Source organism: Streptomyces sp. NPDC031418, from assembly GCF_055581605.1.
The window spans coordinates 75491-93207 of record NZ_JBVIJC010000009.1 but is presented as its reverse complement, the minus strand read 5'-3'; the positions used below and the strand labels follow the sequence as shown (position 1 = coordinate 93207).

The following is a 17717-nucleotide window of genomic DNA, read 5'->3' as shown; positions in this document are numbered from 1 at the left end:
ACGCCACCGTCCACTTCCTCAAGCTGTGGGGACCACCGGGAGGGCCCCCCCCAGGGGAGGGTCCCCGTGGGGTGTTTTTCGGGTTCGTTTCCCTTCCGCGTGGCGGCATTTCGGTCCCCCCGCGCAGGCGTTTCCGCACGCCTTGACACTGCCTCCTATCTGACGGACAGTCAGAAACCTGTCGAGCGAGGGCGGGAGGCGCACGATGGCGGTACCGGAGGGGGCGGCCGGAGAAGAGCTGACGGCACGGCTCAGGGCGTACGAGGGGCGGCCCGCCGCCGTCGCCGGGACGGGCAAGGATCCGGTCAACGCGGCGATGATCCGGCACTGGTGCGAGGCGATGGGCGACACCAACCCCGCCTACCGGGGCCCGGACGCCATCGCGCCGCCCACCATGCTCCAGGCCTGGACGATGGGCGGCCTGTCCGGACACCAGGGCCGCAGCGGCGCCTACGACGAACTCCTCGGCCTGCTCGACGGGCTGGGCTGCACCTCCGTCGTCGCCACCGACTGCGAGCAGGAGTATCTGCGGCCGCTGCGCCCCGGCGACGAGGTCTCCTTCGACGCGGTGATCGAGTCGGTCTCGGCCCGCAAGACGACCAGCCTGGGCGCCGGCCACTTCGTCACCACCCGCATGGACATCCGCTCCGGCGGCGAGCCGGTCGGCACGCACCGCTTCCGCATCCTCAAGTACGCCCCGGCCCGCCGCCCCGAGCCCCGGCCCCGGCGCCCCCGGCCCGTGGTCAACCGGGACAACGCCGGCTTCTGGCAGGGCGTGGCCGAACACCGGCTCCTCATCCAGCGCTGCACCGGCTGCGGCACCCTGCGCCACCCCTGGCTGCCGGGCTGCAACGCCTGCGGCGGCCCGGACTGGGACACGGTCGAGGCGGCCGGCGCGGGAACGGTCCACTCGTACGTGGTCATGCACCACCCGCCCTTCCCGGCCTTCGACCCGCCGTACGCCGTCGGGCTGATCGAACTCGCCGAAGGGGTGCGGATGGTGGCCGGCGTGGTCGGGGTGCCGTACGACAAGGTGCGCATCGGGCTCCCGGTGCGGCTGGAGTTCCAGGTGTGCGACGAGGAGCTGACGCTGCCGGTGTTCCGGGTGGTGGAAGCGGCATGAGGGCCTGTGAGCAGTTGCCCCCGCTGGAGATCCCGGTCACCCGCACGCTGATCGTGGCCGGCGCGATCGCCTCCCGGGACTACCAGGACGTCCACCACGACCCGGAGCTGGCCCGGCAGAAGGGCGCCCCGGACGTCTTCATGAACATCCTCACCACGAACGGCCTGGTCGGCCGGTACATCACCGACCACTTCGGTCCTACGGCGGTGCTCCGCAAGGTCGCCATCCGGCTCGGGGCGCCGAACTACCCGGGCGACCGCCTGGTGCTCACCGGCACCGTCGTGGCGGTGGCCGGCGACACCGCCACGGTCCGCGTCACCGGCGCCAACGGCCTCGGCACGCATGTCACGGGGACGGTGCAGGTCACGGTCCCGGAGCAGCACTCGGGCGCTCCCTTTGAAGCCGCGGTCCCGGAGGAACACTCGGGCGCCCCCTTTGAAGCCGCGGTCCCGGAGCGGCACCCGGGCGGCACCTCAAGGCCCGGCGACTTCGAAACCGCCGACCCGGAGGCCGCCCCATGAGTCTGCGCGCACGCGACACCCTCGGCGGGCGGGCCGCGGTCGTCGGGATCGGAGCCACCGAGTTCTCCAAGGACTCCGGACGCAGCGAGCTGCGGCTCGCGGTGGAGGCGGTGCGGGCCGCGCTGGACGACGCGGGGCTCACACCCGCGGACGTGGACGGCCTGGTCACCTTCACGATGGACACCAGCCCGGAGATCACCGTGGCGCAGGCCTGCGGGATGGGGGAGCTGTCCTTCTTCTCCCGGGTGCACTACGGCGGCGGCGCGGCCTGCGCGACCGTGCAGCAGGCGGCGCTCGCCGTGGCGACCGGGCTGGCCGAGGTGGTGGTCTGCTACCGGGCCTTCAACGAGCGCTCGGGACGAAGGTTCGGCGCGGGCGTACAGCACCGGGAGCCGTCGGCGGAGGGCGCCGCGCTCGGCTGGATGCTGCCGTTCGGGCTGCTCACCCCGGCCTCCTGGGTGGCGATGGCGGCGCAGCGCTATCTGCACGTGCACGGGCTGACACCGGAGGCGTTCGGGCAGGTGGCCGTGGTGGGCCGGCGGTACGCGGCGACCAATCCGGCCGCGTACTTCCACGGCCGCCCGATCACCCTCGCCGAACACGCGGCCTCCCGCTGGATCGTGGAACCGCTGCGGCTGCTGGACTGCTGCCAGGAGACCGACGGCGGCCAGGCCCTCGTCGTCACCTCGCTGGAGCGGGCCCGGGACCTGCCGCGGCCGCCGGCCGTGATCGCGGCGGCCGCCCAGGGCGCGGGCCGGGCGCAGGAGCAGATGACGAGCTTCTCCCGGGCCGACCTGACCGGTCTGCCGGAGATGGGCGCGGTCGCCCGCCAGCTGTGGCGCACCTCGGGGCTCGGCCCGGCCGACATCGACGTGGGGATCCTGTACGACCACTTCACCCCCTTCGTGCTGATGCAGCTGGAGGAGTTCGGGTTCTGCGGGAAGGGCGAGGCGGCGGACTTCGTGGCCGCGGGGCGGCTGCCGCTGAACACGCACGGGGGCCAGCTCGGGGAGGCGTATCTGCACGGGATGAACGGCATCGCGGAGGCGGTGCGCCAGCTGCGGGGCACCGCCGTGAACCAGATCCCGGGTGCCGCCCGGACCCTGGTGACGGCCGGCACGGGCGTGCCGACCTCGGGGCTGGTCCTGACGGCGGACGGCTGAGGTCAGCGGCTCGCCGGGACTCAGGTGCCGGGGCCGGGGCGGCGCCGGACCCGTGCGATCTCAGGGTCGAACCCGTAGAAGGACTCCTCCTTCGGTCCACCTTCAGGAGGTGGGGGCAGCCCTACCCCTACAACCTGAGTCGGACTCGTCTTCGGGACCTGCGGGCGATCCGCGGGCCGGGTGCCCGCTCCTAGCGTGGAGCCATGACCACACCCGTCTGCACCAGCGCCTCGGCCGCCGCCGCACCAGCGCGGCAGACCCCGTATCCGTCGTTCGCGTCGTACGTGCGGGCGCGGCAGCCGGTCCTGCTGCGCACCGCGCGCTCGCTGACCGCCAACCCCCTCGATGCCGAGGACCTGTTGCAGACCGCGCTCGCCAAGACCTATCTGGCCTGGGAGCGGATAGAGGACCAGCGGGCGCTGGACGGCTATGTGCGCCGGGCGCTGCTGAACACCCGGACCTCGCAGTGGCGCAAGCGCCGGGTGGACGAGTTCGCCTGCGACGAGCTGCCCGAGCCGGAGCCGGTGCCGGGCGGGGACGACCCGGCGGAGCGGCAGGCGCTGCACGACGCCATGTGGCGGGCGATCACCAAGCTGCCGGCCCGGCAGCGGGCGATGGTCGTCCTGCGGTACTACGAGGATCTCAGCGAGGCCCAGACCGCCGAGGTCCTCGGGGTCTCCGTGGGCACGGTGAAGTCGGCGGTGTCGCGGGCGCTCGGCAAGCTCCGTGAGGACCCGGAGCTGGTGCTCGTCCGCTGACCGGAAATGCGCCCCGGGGTCACGGATTTTCCACCCCGTGACCTGCGCCCTAGTGACATACCGAATGGTATGTGCGCAGAATCAGGCCATCCCTACGACCGTGTAGGCATCCACTACCGCGTAGGCAACGCCGCCCCGGGAGGACCGCCGTGCTGAGCACCATGCAGGACGTACCACTGACCGTCACCCGCATCCTGGAGCACGGGATGACGGCGCACGGCCGGTCCCGGATCATCACCTGGACCGGAGAGGCCGAGCCGCAGCGGCGCAGCTTCGCCGAGGCGGGCGCCCGCGCGGTGCAGCTGGCGAACGCCCTCCGGGACGAGCTGGGGGTGCGCGGCGACGACCGGGTGGCCACGCTGATGTGGAACAACGCCGAGCATGTGGAGGCGTACTTCGCGGTGCCGTCCATGGGCGCGGTGCTGCACACCCTCAACCTGCGGCTGCCCGCCGACCAGCTGGTGTGGATCGTCAACCACGCGGCCGACAAGGTCGTCATCGTCAACGGCTCGCTGGTCCCGCTGCTCGCGCCGCTGCTGCCGAAGCTGCCGACGGTCGAGCACATCGTCGTCTCCGGCCCCGGCGACCGCACCCCGCTGCACGGCTCGCACGCGCGCGTGCACGACTACGAAGAGCTGATCGCGGACCGGCCGACCAGCTACGACTGGCCGGAGCTGGACGAACGCCAGGCCGCCGCCATGTGCTACACCTCCGGCACCACCGGCGACCCCAAGGGCGTGGTCTACAGCCACCGTTCGATCTATCTGCACTCCATGCAGGTCAACATGGCGCAGTCGATGGGGCTGACCGACCGGGACACCTCGCTGGTCGTCGTCCCCCAGTTCCACGTCAACGCCTGGGGCCTGCCGCACGCCACCTTCATGGCCGGTGTGAGCATGCTGATGCCGGATCGTTTCCTCCAGTCCGGCCCGCTCGCCGAGATGATCGAGCGGGAGCGGCCGACCCACGCGGCCGCCGTCCCGACCATCTGGCAGGGTCTGCTCGCCGAGCTGACGGACCGGCCCCGGGACATCTCCTCCCTCATCCAGGTCACCATCGGCGGCGCGGCCTGTCCGCCCGCCCTGATGGCCGCCTTCGACCGGCTCGGCATGCGGCTCTGCCAGGCCTGGGGGATGACCGAGACGTCCCCGCTGGGCACGGTGGCCCGCCCGCCGGCCCACGCGGTCGGCCCCGAGGAGGAGTTCGCCTACCGGATCACCCAGGGCCGGTTCCCCGCCGGCGTCGAGGCCCGCCTCACCGGCCCCGACGGCGAGCGGCTGCCCTGGGACGGCGAGTCGGCGGGCGAGCTGGAGGTCCGCGGCCCGTGGATCGCCGCCGCCTACTACAACGGCCCCGACGCCGAACCGCTGCGCCCCGACGACAAGTTCAGCGCGGACGGCTGGCTGAAGACCGGTGACGTCGGCACCATCTCCCCCGACGGCTTCCTCACCCTCACCGACCGCGCCAAGGACGTCATCAAGTCCGGCGGCGAGTGGATCTCCTCGGTGGAGCTGGAGAACGCGCTGATGGCCCACCCGGATGTCGCCGAGGCCGCGGTGGTCGCCGTACCCGACGACAAGTGGGGCGAGCGGCCCCTGGCCACGGTCGTCCTCAAGCAGGGCGCACAGACCGACTTCGCAGCCCTGCGCGCCTTCCTCCTGGAAGAGGCCCACATCGCCAAGTGGCAACTGCCCGAGCGCTGGACGGTGATCGAGTCGGTCCCGAAGACGAGCGTGGGCAAGTTCGACAAGAAGGTGCTCCGCAGGCGGTACGCGGAGGGCGACCTGGACATCACGACGCTGTGACGCGTGGGGCGCCTTGGCGGGGGCGTGGGGGCCCGGTGGGGTGCCTTGGCCGTTGACCGGTCGGGGGGCGGCGGTGACTTGGGCTGTGGCTTGGGCTTGGGCCGGTCGGGCATGCCTACCCCGCTGCGACCTCGTGCCCTGGAGCAGCGCGGCCCCTGCCGAACCCCGGGGCGGGGTTACGACGCCTTCGCCGGGCTCCCGGTTCGGCGTGTCACCGTCGTGGCCCAGCCCAGGGTCAGCCATATCGCCGCCACCGCGCAGACTCCGGTCCAGCCCCAGTGGCCGTAGGCCGGGCCGGCCAGGGCGGAGGCGAGGGCGCCGCCGGCGAAACTCGCCACCACGTACGCGGTGTTGGCGGTGGCCGGCGCGGAGGTGGTGGTCAGGGCGAGGGTCTGGTTGGCGACGTGCGCGGCGACCAGCGCGGCGTGGATCGCGACCGCCCCGACCACGAGCGCGGCGAGCGCGTGCCCGCCGAGCCAGAACAGCGGGACGCAGACGGCGGCGAGGAGGTAGGCCGAGCGGACCACCTTGGCGGCGCCGAAACGGTCCACGAGTCCGCCCGCGAGCGGTGCCACCGCGCTCGCCGAGAGCCCGAACAGGCCGAACAGTCCGGCCACCGCGGTCGACAGGCCGTACCGGGGTCCGGTCAGCAGCAGCGCCAGCGAGGTCCACAGGGCGCTCCAGGCGCCGTACATCCCGGCCTGCCGCACGCAGGCCCGCCACAGGTCGGGCGAGCGGCGGACCATCCCGGGCAGCGCGCCGAGCCCGGCGAACAGCGGGCCGGTGCGGCGGGGCCGGTCCTCGCGCGGCAGCGCCCGGGCGGTGGCCAGGCCCAGCAGGGCGGTCAGCACGGCCGCCCCGGCGAAGACGACCCGCCAGCCGTACGCCTGCCCGATCAGACCGCCGAGCACCCGGGCCGCCACGATCCCGGTGAACAGTCCGGCGATGACGGCGGCGACATGGCGGGCCCGCCGGTCGGCGGGGGCCCGGGCGGCGACCAGGGGCACGAGCAGCTGCGGTACGACGGTGGCGGCGGAGGCCACCAGGACGGCGGCCGCGAGCGCGGTGGTCCCGGTCGCCGCGGCGGCGGCCGCCAGCGCGGCGGCGGCGACCAGCGACAGGACGCCGACCAGCCGGCGCCGGTCGACGCTGTCGCCGAGCGGGGCGAAGAAGAGCAGTCCGGCCGCGTACCCGAACTGGGCGACCGAGGCGATCCAGGCCACGCCGGACGGGGTGGCCCCGAAGCCGTGGGCGATCAGCGGGAGCAGGGGTGCCGCGAGGTAGATGTTGGCGGCGGTGACGGCGGTGCAGACGGCGATGAGAAGGAGGAGGGCGGTGCCCGGGGCGGGCCGCCGCTTCCGGGCGGAGCCGAGCGCGGGCTCCCGGTGGGCGGTAGGGGTGGCTGCTGACGGCATGAGGGACGGCATCTCCTCGCTGAGCCTCAACTAACTGGTTGGTTGGAACGCCCAACAGCCTGCACCCCGGACGCATTCCCCGTCAACCAAATAGTTGGTTACAAGCGGTACCCTGACCTCATGGCAGCAGTCAGGGACCCAGAGGCCACCAAGGCCCGCATCTTCGCCGCGGCGGTCGACGAGTTCGCCCGGCACGGCATCGCGGGCGCCCGCATCGACCGCATCGCCGCCGCGGCCAAGGCCAACAAGCAGCTGATCTACGCCTACTTCGGCAACAAGGCGGAGCTGTTCACCCATGTCCTCAGCAGGTGCATGACCGACTTGGCCGCCGCCGTCCCCGTCGACCCCGACGACATCGACGCCTGGGTCGACCACCTCCTCGACTACCACGCCGCCCACCCCGAGCTGCTCCGCCTGCTCTTCTGGGAGGGCCTCGAGTACGGCACCGCCGAGCTGCCCGACGAACCGGCCCGCCAGGAGCACTACGCCCGCAAGGTCGCCGCCTTCGCCGACGGCCAGGCCCGCGGTGTGATCACCGACGCCATCCCGCCCGGCGACCTGCTGCTCCTGCTGACCGGGCTGACCAACTGGATGGCCGTGGTCCCGCAGATGCGGCGCATCCTCACGGGAACGCAGGACACCGACCGCGACCGCCTGCGCGCCTCCATCAAGGAGGCGGCCCGCAGGCTGGTCGCACGCTAGCCGGACCGCCCAGGCGTCAGTTGGTGCCGATCCGGGCCAGCAGGTCCACGATCCGGGCCTGCACCTCGGTGCTCGTGGACCGCTCCGCCAGGAACAGCACCGTCTCGCCCGAGGCCAGCCGGGGCAGCTCGGCCGGGTCGACGGCGGCCGTGTAGACGACCAGCGGGGTGTGGTTGAGCTGCCCGTTCGCGCGCAGCCAGTCCACGATCCCGGCCCGCCGGCGGTGCACCTGCATCAGGTCCATCACCACCAGGTTCGGCCGGAACTGCCCGGCGAGCGTCACCGCGTCGGTGTCCGTGGCCGCCCGCGCCACCTGCATCCCGCGCCGCTCCAGCGTCGCGGTCAGCGCCAGCGCGATCTCCGCGTGCTCCTCGATGAGCAGCACCCGCGGCGGATGCTGCTCGCTGTCCCGCGGCGCCAGCGCCTTCAGCAGTACGGCGGGATCGGCGCCGTACGCCGCCTCGCGCGTCGCCTGCCCGAGCCCGGCCGTGACCAGCACCGGCACCTCGGCGGCCACCGCGGCCTGGCGCAGCGACTGGAGCGCCGTACGGGTGATCGGTCCGGTCAGCGGGTCCACGAACAGCGCGGCCGGGAACGCCGCGATCTGCGCGTCGACCTCCTCGCGCGAGTGCACGACGACGGGACGGTAGCCGCGGTCGCTGAGCGCCTGCTGGGTCGTCACGTCCGGCGCGGGCCACACCAGCAGCCGGCGCGGGTTGTCGAGCGGCTCCGGCGGCAGTTCGTCGTCCAGCGGCTGCGGCCGCGGGGTGTCCGCCACCTCGACCGCGCCGCCCGGCCCGTCGAGCGGCTCCGGCCCCTCGGCGGCGTCGGCGTCCGGAGCGCCTATGGCGTACGACCGTCCGGCACCCTCGGTGCCGGGGGCGAGCCGGGACTGTCCGGGCAGCGACGGCTGCGGCACGGGCGGCTGTCCGGCGAGCGGGGACTGCGGCAGGGCCGGCTGGCCCCCTGGCGCGGGCTGCGCGGGCGCCGGGTGGGCCGACGGGACCGGCCGGCCGGCCTGCTGCGGCTGGGCCGCCTCCGCTCCGGACTGGGGCTGGGGCTGGGTCTCCGGGCGGGTGGCCGGGTCCGGCGGCGTGCCCAGCTTGCGGCGGCGGCCGGAACCGCCCGGCGCGTGCGGGGGCGGGGTCGCCGTCGGCTGCTGGACCTGCGCGACCTGCCGTGCGAACGGCACGCCCTGGCCGAGGGTGCGGACACTGATGGCCCGCCCCTGGGTCGAGTTCGGGTCCAGGGCGGCCGGTGCGGCGGCTCCGGCCGCGGCTCCCGCCCGGGCCGCCTCCGCCGCCTTCGCCGCCTCGGCGGGCAGCGGCTGCGCGGCGCGCTGCGGTCCGGCACCCGGCTGTTCCGCCGGGAGCGGCGCCACGGGCGCACCGGCCCCGGAGGTGTCACCGGTGCCGGGCCACTGCTGCGGTACGGCGGCCGGTGCGGCGGGTGCCACGGGTACGGCAGGAGCGGCGGCCTCGGAGGGCAGCGGCTGGGCGGATACGGGGGCCACCGGGGTACCGGCGGCGGGCGTACCGGCCCCGGCCGGGGTGGCTTGCTGCGGCTGCTCGGCAGGGGGCGCCGCGGCCGGCACGGCCTCCACGGCGGCGGGTCCACCGGCGACCGCCGGGACACCCTGGGCGGGCGTCGGCGTCGGAAGGCCCTGGGCCGGAGCCGAAACCCCCTGGCCGGGCGCCGCTACCGGAGGCACGGGCGTGCCGGGGGCCGGTACGGGCGTGCCGGGGGCCGGGGTGGTCTGCTCGACGGGGGTGCCCTGCGCGGGGACGACCGGGTGCGGTCCGGCCGCACCGGGCACGGGAACGGTCGTACCGGGTGCGGGAGTGGCCGTACCGGGCGTGGGGACGGCCGTACCGGCAGCCGTGCCCGCGGCAGCCGCGGCCTCGGCACCCACCGGGGCGACGGGCTGGGCGACCGGCGGCACCACAGGCTGCACGACCGGCTGCACGACCGACTGGCCGACAGGACCGGCCTGGACGGGGATGCCCGCGGCACCCGGAACCGGAGCCGTACCCGGAGCCGTACCCGGAGCCGTACCCGGAGTCGGAACCGTGGCCGGAGCCGGCTGCGCTGCGGACCCGGGGTCCACGTCCGTCGGCTGGCCCATGGCCCGGCGGCGCCGGCCGGTCGGCGCGTCGGCCGGATGCGGCTGCGGCGGGGTGTGGTCGGCGGACTGGTCGAGCGGTACGGCGTCATGGCGGCCGTCGGCCTCCGGGACGTGCTCCACGGCCAGCGGCAGCTGAGCGGGCATCTGCACCTGACCGGGCAACGCGCCCGGCACGGCACCCGGAGCCCCAGGCGTATCCGCAGGGGCGTCCACGGCGTCCGGGGCCGCCGGGGCCCGGTCGGCCTCGGCCGGGGGCAGGGCGAAGACCGTACGGCCGCCGCCCGCCTCCTGCGCCGCCGCACGCTCCGCCGCCGCGGCCAGCGCACGCCGGCGCCGCCCGGTCGGCTGACCCTCGTCCGCCGCCTGATCGGCACCCGGCACCGGGTCCGCGCCCGGAGCCTGGGCCGGTACGGGCGCGGCCGCGGGGAGCGCGGGCGGCAGGGCGGCCTGCGGGGCGTCGGAGTCCCGGCGGGCGCGTCGGCCCGAGGGCACCGGCACGCCCTGCGGCGGCACGGTGCCGCCGAGTCCGGTGTTGGAGGCGGCCGCCCCCGCGGCATGCTCGGCCGCGGTGACCACGGCACCCGCCGTCACACCCTGGCCGGTACCGGCAGCGAGCTCGGCGGGCCGTCCCCGGCGCCGCCCGGTCCCGCCGGACGCGCCGTCCGCGCTCTCCACCGCCTCGACGGACACGCTGCCCGTCTCCTCGGCGGGCGCGCCCGCACGCCGGCGGCGGCGCCCGGTCGGCAGGGACGCCTCGCCCTCACCGGCCTCGCCCGCGCCGGGCACGTCACTCTCCAGGAAGGCATCGGTGGAGGCCCGCCGGGCCCGCCGCCGCCCGCCGGTGGAACCCTGCTCGCCGGCCCCGGCGTCCTCGCCCGGCGCCTCCGCTGTGTTCGGGGTCCCCGGGCCGCCGACGGCCCCGGCCCCGCCGCCCAGCGGCACCTCCAGGACGTACGCGCTGCCGCTCATGCCCGGCACCTCGTGCGTCTGGAGCACGCCACCGTGGGCGCGCACGATCCCGCGCACGATCGGCTCGTGCACCGGATCGCCACCGGCGTACGGCCCGCGCACCTCGATCCGCGCGACCTCACCGCGCTGCGCGGCGGCGACCACGACCGTGTTGTCCAGGTAACCGCCCGCCGAGACGGGCGTGTTGCCGGTGGCGTCGACGCCCGCGACGTCCGCCACCAGATGGGCGAGCGCGGTGGCGAGCCGCAGCGGGTCGACCTCGGCCTCGATGGGCGGCGCGTGCACGGCGAACTGCACCCGCCCGGGCCCGACCAGCTCCACCGCCCCGTCCACACCGGCGGCGACGACGGCGTCCAGCATCACCTTCGTCCGGGTGATGTCCTCGCCGCCCGCGTCCAGCCGCTGGTACCCGAGGACGTTGTCGATGAGCGTGGTGATCCGCGAGTAGCCGGCGCAGAGGTGGTGCAGCACCTGGTTGGCCTCGGGCCACAGCTGCCCGGCGTCGTCCGCGGCCAGCGCGGACAGCTCGCGCCGCAGTTCGTCGAGGGGGCCGCGCAGCGACTGCCCGAGCAGGGTCGCCAGCTGCTCGTACCGCCCGGCGAGCGCCTCGTACCGGTCCTTCTCCCGCTCGGCGAGCGAGGCGTACCGCTCCTCGCCGGCGGTCAGCTCCTCCGCGTGCTTCTCGCGCAGTTCCGCCAGCTCGGAGACGTGCTGCTGGCGCAGTGCGGTCAGATCGGAGGCGTGCTTCTCGGCGAGCTGCTCCAGCTCCTCGGCGTGCGCCTTCTCCAGCGCCTCCTTCTCCTCGACGAGGGCGTCGTACGGCCGCCGGTCGGTGAAGGTCATGACGGCGCCGACGAGCTGGTCCCCGTCCCGCACCGGCGCGGTGGTCAGATCGACGGAGACCTTCTCGTCCCCCTTGGACCACAGCACCTGCCCGCGCACCCGGTGCTTGCGCCCGGAGCGCAGGGTGTCGGCGAGCGGCGACTCCTCGTACGGGAAGGGGGATCCGTCGGGGCGGGAGTGCAGCACCAGCGTGTGCAGCTCCTTGCCGCCCAGCTCCCCGGCCCGGTACCCCAGTATCTGGGCGGCGGCCGGGTTGACGAGCACGATCCGCCCGTCGGTGTCGGTGCCCACGACGCCTTCCGCCGCGGCCCGCAGGATCATCTCGGTCTGCCGCTGCGACCGGGCCAGCTCGGCCTCGGTGTCGACGGTGCCGGACAGATCGCGTACGACGATCATCAGCAGCTCGTCGCCGGTGTAGCCGTAACCGTCGTACGCCTGCTGGCCGTTCTCCAGGTTCGCGCTGGTGACCTCGACCGGGAACTCGGTCCCGTCGGTGCGCCGCGCGACCATCCGCGTCGGCTTGGTCCGCCCGCGCGGGTCCATGTGGTCGGGCCGTCGCATCGAACCGGGGATCAGCCGGGAGTCGAACTGCGGCAGCAGATCGAGCAGCCCGCGCCCGACGAGCGCGGTGCCCGGCGCCTCGAAGGCCTCCAGCGCGATGGTGTTCGCGTTGACGACGGTGCCGTTGGCGTTGACCAGGACCAACGCGTCGGGCAGCGCGTCGAGTATGGCTGCGAGGCGAGCAGCGCCTCGGGATGGCCTGCTGCTCACGAGACGCTTCCCTCCTGTTACCGCACCTTGCCGACCGCTCCGGCCATCTTGCCAACCGGCCCGCGACGTGTCACGCGAGGGAGTCTAAGGGCACGCGTTGCGCTCGTGGCGCCGGATGAGAGGGACGTCCCACGGGGAAGTGAAGGCGAACGCGTGACCGTACGCCCCGGCTCCCCGAGACCTTCGCCGGACCTTTACGCGGCCGGTACCTCGGCGCCGTCCGCCCGGGGCAGCAGCGGCACCATCCGGTCCCACCGTCCGGCCTCGCATCCGTTGCCCCGGTCGTAGACGGCGTCGACCGGGCGGCCGGCCCAGGTGCCGGTGACATGGGCGGTGGCCGGGCCGCCGTAGAGCATGGTGCAGGTGCTGCCGGGGGCCACCGGCGCGAAGGGGTCACGCCCCCACCGGGTGTTCTCGTCCAGCACCCGGCAGGCCCCGGCCGGGTCCGGGTGGCGGCCGGCGCTCGGATGGCAGGACAGCTCGTACGTCCCGTCCCGCCCGGCCCCGGCGTGCCGGACGACGAGGGTCAGCCGGTCCCCGGCGCGCTCCGGGCCGCCCCGGTCCTCGGGCCGCACGGGCGGCGGCACGGCAGCGGCGGCGGGTACGGCGGTGAGGGCGAGCTGGGCGAGGGTGGCCGACGGGACCAGGGAGACGAGGGAAGCGAGCGAGACGGCGGCGGCGAAGGGGGACGCGAGGGAACGCCGCCCGCGACCGGACAGGACGGAAACCATGCCCTGCCCAACGCCCCCACCCCCCGAACGTTGCGCCTCTCCCCACCCCTGGGCCGTTCTCCGCCGCACCGTCGGCAAAGCCCTTTGCTCTGTGCCCCGCCTGCCTAGTACCGTAGGGGGCGATTGGTGACACCGCACTCGACTGTGTCATCATCTGCACGCACCACTCTCGCGCTCGCGTGAGCGGTTGTGCTGGAGGCGTCGCCTAGTCCGGTCTATGGCGCCGCACTGCTAATGCGGTTTGGGCCTTAAAGCCCATCGAGGGTTCAAATCCCTCCGCCTCCGCACCGATCCCGAAGCCCCGGTCCCCAGGACCGGGGCTTCGGCGTTTCCGCCCCACCGGCCTCCATGGGGCCTCCAGGCACGTTTCCGCAGGTCACAAGGGGTGTGCCGATCGGATTTCACATGTCGGCGGCAGTCATGTAATGTTCTTCCTGTCGCCGGGACGGGCCGAAAGGCCGGGAAACGGAGACAAGAACAAAAGAACAAGCACTCGTAGCTTAACGGATAGAGCATCTGACTACGGATCAGAAGGTTGCAGGTTCGAATCCTGCCGAGTGCACACAGACAAGAGGCCCCGGAGAGATCCGGGGCCTCTTGCGTTTCAGGGGCGTACCGCAGCGAAGTACGGCAACGGGCTCTGCATCAGCCGACCAGCGCAGCCCCGGCAGCTCACCCCGACGCAGGCCGACGCGGGCCGCCGGCCCCTCCCCTCTCGGTCCTGCATCTTTCGGGTGAAAGGCAATTTGAGCTGCAAAAGGTGCGGGGTCTAGCGTGCGCGCACGAGCGCCGTCTTCCTCCCCTCGCACCCTGGAAGGAACAGCCCACCGTGATCCAACCGGGTACCGTTCACCTGCCCGCAGGGCTGGCCGTTCTCCTGGCGGTCATCGCCGGTGAGCGTCTGCTGGAACTCGTGGTGGCCCATCGGCACGCGCGCTGGGCCACGGCTCGTGGAGGCACGGAGTACGGCCGCGGCCACTATCCCGTGATGGTCGTCCTTCACGTCGGGCTCCTCCTCGGCACCCTCGCCGAAGCAGTGCTGGGGCACCACGCGTTCGTTCCCGCCCTGGGCTGGCCGGCCCTGAGCGCGGTCATCGTGGCGAACCTCGGGCGCTGGTGGTGCATCCGTTCCCTCGGCCCTCAGTGGAACACCCGCGTCATCATCGTCCCGAACCTGGCCTTGGTCAGCAGGGGCCCCTACCGCTGGATGCGCCACCCCAACTACGTCTTCGTGATCATGGAAGGCCTGGCGTTGCCGCTGGTCTACGGCGCCTGGCTGACAGCCCTCCTGTTCACGGCCGCCAACGCGGCACTGCTGACGGTGCGCCTGAGGGTGGAGAACGAAGCGCTGCAACTGGCCGCGTAGGGCTCCTTCGCCCCGCTCTGCGGGTTGGTCATGCACCGTTAAAAAAATTGTTCTATCCCGTACAACTGTTCCCAGGGGTCGCGGGTCTTCGCAGGTGAGTCAAGAGACTCATCAGACCTCGGGCTCACCAGTGCCCCCCACTGCTGGTGGCCCTCTGTCCTTTTGGGGAAGACAGATGCGCATTCGTGCCAGCGTGGCCGCCGCGACGGTTTCCGGCGCCGTGGCACTCACCGCCCTCGTCGCTCCGGCCGCTCAGGCGGCGGACGGCCCGGCCGGTGTCGCCGCCAAGATGTCGGGCGTGACGATGTCGCCGGCGGACGAGAGCCAGGGCGACACGACGATCACCAAGGTGACCGTCAACGGCAACAAGGACGTCGTCGTCGGCGTCAGCAAGAAGTCCTTCACCATCTACGTGACGGCGACCGACCCGTCCGGCATCTACAGCGCCGGCGCCTTCCTGTGGCACGGCACCAGCCTCGACAAGGACAACCCGGACGTCGACGGGGTGCTCGGCACCGACGACGACGCCACCTGCGACAACTGGAGCGCCACCTCCGCCACCTGCAAGATCACCATCACGGCCACGTCGGACGACCTGTACGACAGCATCCTGGCCGGCAAGTGGAACGTCGCCGCCTGGGCGGTCGGCAATGACGCCGACTACATCCAGACGGAGGTCTACAAGAACCACTGGGTGAAGCGCGCCGCCAGCTTCAGCGGCTTCAACGCCGGTCCCGAGCCGGTCGCCAAGGGCAAGGCCGTCACGCTCACGGGCACCCTGAAGCGCGCGAGCTGGACCAACCTGAAGTACTACGGCTACGGCAGCCAGTCCGTGGACGTGCAGTTCAAGAAGTCCGGCGCCAGCACCTACAGCACCGTGAAGACGATCAAGGCGTCGTCGAGCGGCTACCTGAAGACCTCGGTGACCGCCTCCGTGGACGGCACCTGGCGCTTCCACTACAACGGCAGCAGCACCACCTCGGGCGCGGACGCCTACGACTACGTCGACGTCCGCTGACCTGACTGAATAGTGGAGTAGAGCGAAGGCCCCGGAGTGATCCGGGGCCTTCGTCGTTCCCGGGGCCGGGACCAGGGCCGGTCAGCACTCCTCGTCCGGGTCGTTCCGGTTCAGCTTCTCCAGGTACTCGTGGGCCAGGCCGGTGGCCCGGGTGAACCAGTCGGTGACGACCGCCAGCTCCTCCGGGGAGTACTCGGCGAACAGCGCCGTCAGCCGCTTGTAGTGGCCGGCGTACACCGCCTCGACCCGGGAGACCGCGTCGGGTACGGCGGCCACGCGCACGCGGCGGCGGTCGGCCGGGTCGGGGCGACGGGTGACGTATCCGGCGCGTTCGAGGCGGTTGAGGATGCCCGTCACCGCACCGGTGGTGACATGGGCGCGGGCCGCCAGGTCGCCGGCCGTCAGCAGGTCCTCGCCGGCCTCCAGGACGAAGGCGAAGCAGGCCAGGTCGGTGACGGTCAGGCCGAGCCGGCGGGCCAGCTCCTGCTGGCCGATCAGATGGGCGGCGATGAGGTGGTCCATGGCCGACAGCGCCTCGGCCGGAGTGGCGGGCGGTCGTGGCGTGCCGTGCATCTTCCCCAAGTCCCTTAGTTCGTGAGAGATTTGTTCAGTAAATTTCTTAGCGGGTAAGAGGAACGCTGTGTGCGTTCCCCGTGGAGGCGGTTCCATGAGTCTGTACGACGAGGGTCACACCATCGCCGGCTGGACCGGCTTCGGCATCGCGACCGCCGGGGCCGGTGTCATCGGAGTGGGGGTGTGCACGGGCTCGCTGCCGCTGGCCGGCGTGGGGCTGGGCGTGGTGGCGGTGAGCGTCCTGGTGACCTGGCTGCTCCATCTGTCCGGCTGGGGCAAGCCCCCGGGCGTACGGCCCCGGGCGGACTGGCCGATGCGCGCCCGGGACCCGCAGGCCCGAGCCGGCCACCCCGGCTGCGTGAGCTGCCGGCTGGCGGGGCGCGGCCGGGGGCGGGGAGAGCGGGCCGGTGCCGGGTCGCCGTACGAGGTCGCCTCCGAGGGGGCGCGGGCGTCCTAGGCGTAGAGGGCCCGGGCCCGTTGTCGGACCTCGCCTCTACGCTCGGAGGTGATGGCACAGGTATGGAAGTGCGCGGGGCTGCGCTGGGCGCCGGAGGGGCCCGCGCTGGTGTGGGACGGCGGGCGGCGCAGTGCGCTGCTCCGGGGGAAGCGGGTCGCCTTCGCCGTGCCGGAGGGCGGGGTGCGCAGGTGTGTGGGGGCGCGCGGGCATGCCTGTCCGGTGCGGGCGGCCGTGCCGGGGAGGGGCACGGGCGCGCGGTGCGAGGAGTGTGCGCGGCTGGACCGGGCGCACTCCGTGGCCGCCGACACGCTCGCCGACGACCCGCGTCCGTACCGGGTGTATCTCGCCTGGTTCGGGCCCGGCATGGTCAAGGTCGGGATCACCGCCGTCGAGCGGGGTCCGGCGCGGCTGCTGGAGCAGGGTGCCGTCTGCTTCAGCTGGCTCGGCACCGGTCCGCTGATGGCAGCCCGGCGCGCCGAGGAGCTGCTGCGGGCCGCGCTGCGGGTGCCGGACCGGATTCCGTACGGCGAGAAGCGGGCGGTGCGGGCGGCACTGCCGGTGGAGGCGGTGGAACGGGCGGCTGAGGTAAGGGAGTTGCACGCCCGGGCCGGGGCGCTTGCCGGCTGGCCGGAGTCCCTGCGTCCCGAGCCCTGCCATGTCGTCGACCACATGGGGGTGTTCGGGCTCGCCGGGGCGCCGGCGGCACGCGGCGCGGTCGTGGAGCTGGTGCCGGGGGGTGCGGTGAGCGGTGCGCTGGTCGCCGCCGCCGGGCCGGATCTGCATCTGGCGGTCGACGGGTGGGGGGTCGTCGTGCTCGACACCCGGCTGATGGCGGGGTGGGAGCTGGTGGCTCCGGACGGGAGCGGGGGGCCGTCCCAGCGCGCCTTTCCCGTAAGGGAGTTCCCGGCGGAGGCCACCGTCCAGGACGAGCTGTTCTGAGGGGAGCCAAGGGTCAAGACGTGGATCCCGTTCGGATCCCGTTCGGCAAGACCGGCGGGTCCGGGGCCCGGGCGGGTCATGGTGGAGGGCATGAGCGATCAGCCCACCGCACCCGAAACGCCGTACTACGCCGTCGTGTTCACCGCCGTACGCACCGATGAGGGAGCCGAGGACTACGACGCGGCCGCCGCCCGGCTCAGCGGCCTCGTCCGGGACATCCCCGGCTTCCTCGGTGAGGACTTCGCCCGTACTCCGGGCGGACTCGCCATCAGCGTGGCCTACTTCCGCGACCTCGACGGCATCGAGCGCTGGCGGCGGCACCCCGAGCACCGTGCGGCCAAGGAGCGCGGCCGGAAGGAGTGGTACGAGCGGTACACGATCCACATCGCCCGGGTCGAGCACTCCTACTCCTTCCAGCGGCCCTGACCGGCCCCCAGG

Annotated in this window: 14 protein-coding genes, 2 tRNA genes and 1 pseudogene; 13 read left to right on the top strand and 4 right to left on the bottom strand. The window is 73.6% G+C overall.

The window, feature by feature from the left end; translation table 11 throughout:
- Positions 1-205 precede the first annotated feature (205 nt).
- From ACZ5CZ_RS14840 to ACZ5CZ_RS14820, 5 genes and pseudogenes are all read left to right on the top strand, one after another.
- Positions 206-1123, top strand: a complete 918-nt coding sequence (locus tag ACZ5CZ_RS14840; protein ID WP_468942784.1) for a bifunctional MaoC family dehydratase N-terminal/OB-fold nucleic acid binding domain-containing protein — start codon at positions 206-208, stop codon at positions 1121-1123.
- Positions 1120-1497, top strand: a pseudogene (locus ACZ5CZ_RS14835) (MaoC family dehydratase); the annotation flags it as partial. The gene ACZ5CZ_RS14840 and the pseudogene ACZ5CZ_RS14835, both read left to right, overlap by 4 nt.
- A gap of 143 nt (positions 1498-1640) precedes the next feature.
- Positions 1641-2807: a lipid-transfer protein gene (locus tag ACZ5CZ_RS14830; RefSeq protein ID WP_468942781.1), complete on the top strand. Its 1167-nt coding sequence runs from the start codon at positions 1641-1643 to the stop codon at positions 2805-2807.
- A 203-nt stretch (positions 2808-3010) separates the two neighbouring features.
- The gene (locus tag ACZ5CZ_RS14825) at positions 3011-3565 is read left to right on the top strand and encodes a SigE family RNA polymerase sigma factor (protein ID WP_385841448.1); all 555 of its coding nucleotides are present in this window, start codon (positions 3011-3013) and stop codon (positions 3563-3565) included.
- Between the two features lie 149 nt (positions 3566-3714).
- Positions 3715-5370 (top strand): long-chain fatty acid--CoA ligase, encoded by a 1656-nt coding sequence (locus tag ACZ5CZ_RS14820; protein ID WP_468942777.1) that lies wholly within the window; start codon positions 3715-3717, stop codon positions 5368-5370.
- Between the two features lie 176 nt (positions 5371-5546).
- Here the strand turns inward: ACZ5CZ_RS14820 and ACZ5CZ_RS14815 are convergent, their stop codons facing one another.
- Positions 5547-6785 carry an MFS transporter gene (locus tag ACZ5CZ_RS14815; RefSeq protein ID WP_468942776.1) on the bottom strand — a complete coding sequence of 413 codons (1239 nt, stop codon included), beginning with the start codon at positions 6783-6785 and terminating at the stop codon, positions 5547-5549.
- Positions 6786-6905: 120 nt separating this feature from the next.
- Here ACZ5CZ_RS14815 and ACZ5CZ_RS14810 point away from each other — a divergent pair, with 120 nt between their 5' ends.
- Positions 6906-7487, top strand: a complete 582-nt coding sequence (locus tag ACZ5CZ_RS14810; RefSeq protein WP_385841445.1) for a TetR/AcrR family transcriptional regulator — start codon at positions 6906-6908, stop codon at positions 7485-7487.
- A gap of 16 nt (positions 7488-7503) precedes the next feature.
- On the opposite strand, the gene ACZ5CZ_RS14805 is transcribed toward ACZ5CZ_RS14810, so the two are convergent.
- Together ACZ5CZ_RS14805 and ACZ5CZ_RS14800 are read right to left on the bottom strand one after the other, a co-directional pair.
- On the bottom strand, positions 7504-12195 hold the full coding sequence (locus ACZ5CZ_RS14805; RefSeq protein ID WP_468942773.1) for a hybrid sensor histidine kinase/response regulator: 4692 nt from the start codon (positions 12193-12195) through the stop codon (positions 7504-7506).
- A gap of 194 nt (positions 12196-12389) precedes the next feature.
- Positions 12390-12926, bottom strand: a complete 537-nt coding sequence (locus ACZ5CZ_RS14800) for an SSI family serine proteinase inhibitor (protein WP_468942770.1) — start codon at positions 12924-12926, stop codon at positions 12390-12392.
- A gap of 194 nt (positions 12927-13120) precedes the next feature.
- On the opposite strand from ACZ5CZ_RS14800, the gene ACZ5CZ_RS14795 reads away from it, so the two are divergent.
- The 4 genes from ACZ5CZ_RS14795 (at position 13121) to ACZ5CZ_RS14780 (ending at position 15310) form a co-directional block, all read left to right on the top strand.
- A tRNA-Ser gene (locus tag ACZ5CZ_RS14795) sits at positions 13121-13211 on the top strand.
- Between the two features lie 204 nt (positions 13212-13415).
- Positions 13416-13488: transfer RNA gene (locus tag ACZ5CZ_RS14790), tRNA-Arg, on the top strand.
- Positions 13489-13755: 267 nt separating this feature from the next.
- Positions 13756-14292 (top strand): isoprenylcysteine carboxyl methyltransferase family protein, encoded by a 537-nt coding sequence (locus ACZ5CZ_RS14785; protein WP_385841440.1) that lies wholly within the window; start codon positions 13756-13758, stop codon positions 14290-14292.
- A gap of 175 nt (positions 14293-14467) precedes the next feature.
- Positions 14468-15310 carry a DUF5707 domain-containing protein gene (locus ACZ5CZ_RS14780; RefSeq protein WP_385841439.1) on the top strand — a complete coding sequence of 281 codons (843 nt, stop codon included), beginning with the start codon at positions 14468-14470 and terminating at the stop codon, positions 15308-15310.
- 81 nt (positions 15311-15391) lie between these two features.
- Here the strand turns inward: ACZ5CZ_RS14780 and ACZ5CZ_RS14775 are convergent, their stop codons facing one another.
- Positions 15392-15883 (bottom strand): MarR family winged helix-turn-helix transcriptional regulator, encoded by a 492-nt coding sequence (locus ACZ5CZ_RS14775; RefSeq protein WP_468942766.1) that lies wholly within the window; start codon positions 15881-15883, stop codon positions 15392-15394.
- A gap of 94 nt (positions 15884-15977) precedes the next feature.
- On the opposite strand from ACZ5CZ_RS14775, the gene ACZ5CZ_RS14770 reads away from it, so the two are divergent.
- From ACZ5CZ_RS14770 to ACZ5CZ_RS14760, 3 genes are all read left to right on the top strand, one after another.
- The gene (locus tag ACZ5CZ_RS14770) at positions 15978-16340 is read left to right on the top strand and encodes an HGxxPAAW family protein (RefSeq protein ID WP_468942764.1); all 363 of its coding nucleotides are present in this window, start codon (positions 15978-15980) and stop codon (positions 16338-16340) included.
- Between the two features lie 51 nt (positions 16341-16391).
- A complete protein-coding gene (locus ACZ5CZ_RS14765) occupies positions 16392-17279 on the top strand; it encodes a DUF2797 domain-containing protein (protein WP_468942762.1) in 888 nt (295 codons plus the stop codon).
- Positions 17280-17369: 90 nt separating this feature from the next.
- Positions 17370-17705 carry an antibiotic biosynthesis monooxygenase family protein gene (locus ACZ5CZ_RS14760; RefSeq protein WP_385841435.1) on the top strand — a complete coding sequence of 112 codons (336 nt, stop codon included), beginning with the start codon at positions 17370-17372 and terminating at the stop codon, positions 17703-17705.
- Positions 17706-17717 lie beyond the last annotated feature (12 nt).